This window comes from Teichococcus aestuarii, from assembly GCF_003116135.1.
In the GTDB taxonomy this organism is placed as follows: domain Bacteria; phylum Pseudomonadota; class Alphaproteobacteria; order Acetobacterales; family Acetobacteraceae; genus Pseudoroseomonas; species Pseudoroseomonas aestuarii.
In genome coordinates this window covers 1-4,750 of record NZ_PDOA01000057.1, presented here as the reverse complement: position 1 = coordinate 4,750, position 4,750 = coordinate 1, and the positions used below count along the sequence as shown (strand labels likewise).

4 protein-coding genes are annotated in these 4,750 nt (G+C 70.6%); all 4 read right to left on the bottom strand.

Annotated features, from left to right (window positions below; translation table 11 throughout):
* A partial coding sequence (locus CR165_RS24030) for a type IV secretory system conjugative DNA transfer family protein (protein WP_109519402.1) occupies positions 1-1,607 on the bottom strand: 1,607 nt, incomplete at its 3' end.
* Complete coding sequence (locus CR165_RS24025) at positions 1,604-2,665, bottom strand: ATPase, T2SS/T4P/T4SS family (RefSeq protein ID WP_109519401.1); 1,062 nt, start codon at positions 2,663-2,665, stop codon at positions 1,604-1,606. The genes CR165_RS24025 and CR165_RS24030, both read right to left, overlap by 4 nt.
* Positions 2,665-3,735 (bottom strand): TrbI/VirB10 family protein, encoded by a 1,071-nt coding sequence (locus tag CR165_RS24020; protein WP_109519400.1) that lies wholly within the window; start codon positions 3,733-3,735, stop codon positions 2,665-2,667. Before CR165_RS24020 ends, CR165_RS24025 begins: the two co-directional genes overlap by 1 nt.
* Positions 3,732-4,655, bottom strand: coding sequence for a TrbG/VirB9 family P-type conjugative transfer protein (locus CR165_RS24015; protein ID WP_109519399.1), 924 nt, complete (start codon positions 4,653-4,655; stop codon positions 3,732-3,734). The genes CR165_RS24020 and CR165_RS24015 overlap by 4 nt, the downstream gene beginning before the upstream one ends.
* Positions 4,656-4,750: the final 95 nt, after the last annotated feature.

Here is a 4,750-nt window from a genome sequence, read left to right as displayed (position 1 = left end):
TGCATCCGCAGCGGCATGATGCCCGGTCTGAGAACCACGACCTGATCCCGCGGCATGCGGCTGATCTCCTGCGGCAGCATCAGCGCCCTGCGCCGCATCGCCTCGCTCTCCGTCTGCTTGTTGCTCTGGAACCAGGCGAGGTAACGGGGCCGGTTGCGGGTGACCTCCTCGACCGTGTCGAAGCCCATCCGCCTGGAGGCTTCCTCCGCCACCTCGATGTCGCAGCCGCCATAGAGCAGCTCCGCCCCGGTGTTGAGGAACAGGTTCTTGGAGCCTTCCTTGCCAAAGGAGGTGACGGTCTGGTTCTTTGACTGGATGACATAGGCCAGCCGAAAGCCGTAGCTGCGGGTAAAGGCCACGGCATCGGCCAGCACGCTGACCTCGCCCAGCGCCCAGAACTCGTCCAGCATGACCAGTACCCGGTGCCGGTGCGCCGGATCCTCGCCGAACTCCTGCTGGGTGTTGGCGGCGACAAACTGGCTGAAGAACATCTGATAGATGATGCGCAGCCGGCGGATGTCGTCCGGGCTCGCCACCACAAAGATGCTCATCTTGCGGCTGCGGATTGCGCCGAGATCGAAGTCGCTTTCCGCCGTGCCGGCGGCGACGCGCGGGATCTCCCAGAGCGCCAGCGCCGTGGTGGTGGTCTCGATGACGCTGGCCGCGCTTTCATCCTCCTTGCGGCGGATGATGGCGCTGATCGTGTCGACGGCCGCGACCGGGTAGGGCCGTCCCTCTTCCCGCGCCCGCTGCAGCATGGCCTGGAAGTTCTCCGCCCAGTCCGGCCGCGCCAGCAGGCGCCGCACCGCCTGCACGGTGAGCGGTTCGCCCGGCGTCTCGGCCAGGAGCAACGCCGCCGCGCCGGCCAGCCGCCGTCCGGCATTGTCCCAGAACGGGTTCTGCGCCTTGGTTTCCGGCACCAGGCGGAACATGGCCTTCTGGATGTCGTTGAAGGCGTCCGGCGTGCCGCGCCGCACCTGCCCGAGCGGGTTCCAGCGATGCGTCCGCCCGTCATGGCTCATCAGGTCGAACAGAAAGACCTCGTCGCCCAGCCGCCGGCGCTCCGCCGCGGCCGCCTGGGCCACGTCGCGCTTGACCGAGAAGCACACCAGCGAGCCGCCCCAGTTCTGGCAGTTGGGCACCACAAAGCCGACCCCCTTGCCGGCCCCGGTGCGGGCATAGAGCGCCACATGGTCCTGGCCCGGCAGGCTGACCAGGTTCTGCCCGTCCCGCCCCAGGACGATGGCATCGCCGGGCGGGGCCTTGGACCAGACCAGCCCGTCGGCCTCGCCCTCCTGGCGGGTCAGCCAGCGCGTCTCGCCATGCAACGGCCGCTTTGGCGTGAGGAGCTGGTGGCTGCGCCAGACCAGCGTGGCGATCAGGGCCGAGGCGCCCGCGGCCGAGATCAGCAGGCTCTGCGGAACCCGGTAATAGTCGAAATAATGCCAGCCGATCAGGAACCACTGCAGCGGCAGGTAGTGGGGCGGCAGGGCCTCCGCGGCCTGCCACATCCCCAGCAGGGCGATGAGGGCCAGCGAGGCGACCATGGCCCAGAGGACGGCAAAGACCACGGCCAGCCCGGCCCAGCGGGCGCCAAGCTGGGTCACAGCGCATGCTCCGTCAGCAGCGCCGCCGGCGTGCCGCCGTCGCGCAGCACGGCGTCCTTGAACCAGATCTCCTTGATGGAGAAGATCCCCGCCTCGTTGCGCAGCGGGATGATGATGTCCACCGCGTCGCCCAGCATGCCGGCCAGGTTGTCGTCGGCCATGCTGTTGCCGCCGGCGGTCTTGCAGAAGTTGAACATGCGCCGGAACGCCTCCTGCGGCGTGCGGCCATGGATGGTGGTCGGACTGCCGGGATGGCCGGACAGGATGCCGCCGAGATAAACCCAGGCCGCCTCGCTGGTGCGGATCTCCTGCACCGGCACCCGGTCGGGGCGCATGCGCATGGCCGCGGCGATCAACTCCGCCGCCCCGGCGCCGCCGCCAGTCTGGCTGTAAAGCAGGCGCACGGCGTTGGGCTGGGCCAGGATCAGCTCCTGGCTGTCCTCCACCGTGACGATGCGCTCCTCGGCTGGCACCGCCGCCATCAGGCTCTTGAACAAATCGGTCTTGCCGCCGCCGGTGGCCGCGCACATCCAGATGTTGAGCTTGCGGCGCATGGCGTGGGTCAGAAAACCGACCGTGTCGCCCCTATCGTAGAGGGCCAGCAATTCGCCGGAGAGGCGCTGCCGCGCCGCGCCGCGCTGGCCCCAGGCATTCCAGCCCTCGGTCCGGTAACGCTCGGGAAGAGCGTCGAGCGGCGCGACCGTGTTGCCCGGCCGCCGCCAGGTCAGGCTGATGCTGCCGCCCGGTACGGCGGGCGGCAGCACGGCCTGCAGGCGCAGCAGGGACCGGCCGTCCTGCCCCGCCGGTCCCGGCATCTCGGTGGAGAGCAGCGGCGAACGCTCATCCACATCCTGCCCGCGCAGCGAGCCCGCCAGCATGGCGATGCTTTCCAGCGTCTGAAAATCCAGCTCGGGCTGCTGTCGCACCGACCAGCCACCACCCTGCCGCCACCACACCTCGCCCGGCGCGTTGATGGCGACGTCCTGCGTAGCCGGGTCGTGAAACAGATCGGCGAGCGGCGCCATGGCGTAGTCGAGCAGGGGGAGCGCCGGGTGCATCAGCGCAGCCTCAGCTCGTAGACGTCGGAGAAGTCGAGATCGCGGGCGACGAACACCGCCTCCTGGGCGCCGGCCGGCGAGGTGCCGTAGGGCGGGATGTTCACCGTGGCGTCAAGGGCGCGGCTGGCGGCGTTGGTGCCGCCGCTGCGCGCCGTGTTGAAGGTGATGCGGGTGCCATCCCCCTCGGTTGCGTTGGCGGCGGTCTGCGCCGCCGCCTGCAGCCCGGCATCGATAAAGGACAGCATGATGGCGCCGCCAAAGCGCGCCCAGAAATTGCTGTGCACCTCCACCGGAATGCCGGGCGTGCCCATGGGATCGGTCCCCGGGCTGGCCAGATCGACCACCACGCTGTCTGGCGTCTCGGCCCGCTGCCAGAGGATGAAGGCGCGGTTCTGCCCCTGCGTCATCGCCTGCCGGACCTGCCCGACCAGCCTTGTGCCCGCCGGCAGCAGCACGGTGGTCCCCGTGGTGGACATCACCGGCTGCGGCACCTGGCAGCGGACAAAGCCCGGCAGCTGGGTGTTGACCGGCGTTTCCCGGATGCAGCCGATCAGGCTGCCCTGGGTCAGCGTCAGATGCGGGTTGCGCAGCCGGCGGGCCCGCGTGCCCTCCGTGTGGGTGGCGCGCAGCCGCGTGGCCAGCCCGTCCTCCTCACCTCCGGGCAGTCCGCCCTGCCCGATCGGCAGGGCTGGCGGAGCGGGATCATCGGTGCCGCCCGGGCTGCGCGCCTCATAGGCCATGATCGGGCTGGGCTTGATCGGCCGCACGGGCGCCGAGGGGGCGGCCTGCGCGGAGGGCTGCAGGGTCATGCTGGGGGGTGGCAGCACCATCGGGGTGACGGTCGCGATCGGCTCGGGTGGCGGCATGCGGAACACCGGCCGGGGCGCACCCGCCTCGCCCGAGGCGACACCCGCATCCCGTGCCGGCGGCTGGCGCTCCTGTGGGCCGCCATTGATCAGCCAGACCGCAAAGGCGGCGCCGATGCAAAGCGTGACGATGCCGATCTTGCCGGCGAAGCCCATCGGCCGGCGGCCCTGGCCGACCGGCGGGGCATTCCCGACCTCGCTCATGACTGCGCCGCCTTGGGCGTCAGCACGACGTCGGGCGAGACGGTGCCGGTGCCGGTCTTGCGGCCCACCGGGTCATGGCCCTTGTTGACGACGCAGAGGGTGGCCTGGCCATCGCTCAGGATCAGCCGCGGCGTGTTGGCATGCACCACCACCCAGCCCTGCGGGTTCGCCGTGTTGTTGGCCACCGCCGGGGTGCCGTCCGGCAGGACGGTGGTGATGGCGGGCACGCGCTGGACGCCGGGAAAGCGCAGAAAAATCTGCCCGCCATTGTCGCAGATCTCGGCCGGCGCCAGCCGGGCGTCACCGATGCCGATCCAGCGGAAATTCGCATCCGGTGTGGCGGCGCACGGCGCCGCCTGGGCCTGGCGCAGCGCCGCCTCGGCCGCCTGCTGCTGGCGGGCGGCGGATTGTGCCCGCCAGCGCGCCTGGCGCTGCGCCTGCTCGGCCGCCAGGTTGCGCAGGCGGACACTGTAGAAGGCGTCCTTGGCGTCCGCTGTCTCCAGCTGAAAGCGGTAACGCTGCTGCGGCAGACCGTCGCGCTCGGTCAGCACAAAGAAGGGCTGCGGCTCGAGGTCGCGATGCGGCTTGAGGGCCACCGTGTTGCCGCGCACGGCGACCGACAGATTGCCATCGGTCGTGGCATTCCCCTGGGCGCTGCCGGTGCGGGTCAGGGCCTCCGCGCCCAGCATCAAGCTGTTGTCCGAGGCCGGTGTGCCGACCACCCGCTCGCCGGGCGGCAATTCGATCAGGGCGGTGGTGCCGGGCTGGATCCGCAGCAGCACGACCCGGTCTTCCGTCGCGGTGATGCAGCGGACGCGCGGGTCTTCACCGGCGGAGCACGGAGCCGGCTCCTGGGCTGCCCAGGCCGGCATGGCCGTGAGGCCGGCCAGCACCGCGGCCAAAGCGGGCATGCGGCTCATGGCATGGCTCCTTCCTCGGTGATGGAATATTCGGTGACCTGCAGGCCGAGCGGATTGTGGGTCACCAGCTGCCAGGACGGCACCTTGACCCCGGC

Coding starts and splice junctions, on each gene's coding strand:
- CR165_RS24015 (WP_109519399.1), bottom strand. CDS start 4,655: ATGAGCCGCATGCCCGCTTTGGCCGCGGTGCTGGCCGGCCTCACGGCC.
- CR165_RS24025 (WP_109519401.1), bottom strand. CDS start 2,665: ATGCACCCGGCGCTCCCCCTGCTCGACTACGCCATGGCGCCGCTCGCC.
- CR165_RS24020 (WP_109519400.1), bottom strand. CDS start 3,735: ATGAGCGAGGTCGGGAATGCCCCGCCGGTCGGCCAGGGCCGCCGGCCG.